General features: G+C 55.7%; 1 protein-coding gene. It reads left to right on the forward strand.

The features are described from left to right. Positions 1–109: 109 nt before the first annotated feature. Positions 110–1,394 (forward strand): toprim domain-containing protein (locus DWZ38_RS21230; RefSeq protein ID WP_117855311.1); only part of this gene is annotated, 1,285 nt, incomplete at its 3' end.

Here is a 1,394-nt window from a genome sequence, read left to right on the forward strand (position 1 = left end):
ATACTGCTTTTTCGTTTGCACCACCTTCGATTCTTTCCTTAACGATTTGTCGATTTCATTATACTCAAAACCTATGAACAATTCAACCACAGAAAGCGAGGTATCAACCATGTATTACACCCAAGAACAGATAGACCGCGCCAACCAAGCCGACCTTGTTTCTTTCCTGCAATCACAGGGCGAGCAGCTTACCCGCGCCGGGAATGAATACCGCTGGAAGCGGCACGACAGCCTGACCGTCCGGGGAAACAAATGGTACAGGCACAGCCAGAGCAAGGGCGGCGCACCCATTGATTTTGTCATGGAGTTTTTCGGCAAGAGCTTCACCGAAGCCGTTGAACTTCTCGCAGGAGAAAAGGGAGCTACACCGCCGCCGGACAGACCAAGCCCCGCGTCCTTTTCTGACTTCCGACTGCCGCCCCGCAGCACCGACAACCGAACAGCGAGGAACTACCTCACAGCTGCCCGCCGCATTGATGAAGATGTGACGGGCTTTTTCTTTGCCAGCGGCGATATTTACGAGGACGCAACCCACCACAACGCCGTATTCGTCGGCAGAGATGAAAGCGGCATACCACGCTACGCCCACCAGCGCGGAACAGCCGGGAGTTTCCGGCTTGATGTGAAAGGCAGCGACAAAGCCTTTAACTTCTGCTACCGGGGCGAGGGCGAAAGATTGTTTGTCTTTGAAGCCCCGATAGACCTCTTATCTTTCCTCTGCCTGTTCAAAAAGGATTGGCAAAAGCAAAGCTATCTGGCGTTGGGCGGCGTGGGCGAAAAAGCCCTTTTGCGTTTCCTTTCTGACCGTCCGAACATCAAGACCGTGTACCTCTGCCTTGACAGCGACAACGCCGGAAACGATGCTTGCAGCCGCCTTGCGGAGCTTGTGCCGGAGGGCTTGACCGTCCACCGCCTTCTCCCGCTTTACAAGGACTGGAATGAGGTATTGCAGCACCGGGCAGAAATCGCGGACGGGAAGTATATCCGGGAAGCGATTTACGGCTTGAAAGAGCCGCCGCAGGAAGAAACCGTTGAGATTATCCGCATGAGCGAGGTTGACACCCAGACCGTTGAATGGCTATGGGAGCCGTATATTCCCTTTGGGAAAGTAACCATTGTGCAGGGCAACCCCGGCGAGGGCAAGACCACCTTTGCGCTGCGCCTTGCCGCCGCCTGCACCACCGGGGGAACGCTGCCGGGAATGAAGCCCTTGCCGCCATTCCAAGTGATTTACCAGACCGCCGAAGACGGTTTGGGCGATACCGTCAAACCCCGCTTGATGGAAGCAGAAGCCGACCTTGACCGGGTGCTTGTGATTGATGAAGCCAAGCGGGAGCTTACCCTGTCCGATGAGCGCATAGAAAAGGCAATCACGCAGAACGGGGCGCGGCTGA

This window comes from Ruminococcus sp. AF31-8BH (assembly GCF_003460605.1).
Classification (GTDB): Bacteria; Bacillota; Clostridia; order Lachnospirales; family Lachnospiraceae; genus Blautia_A; species Blautia_A acetigignens.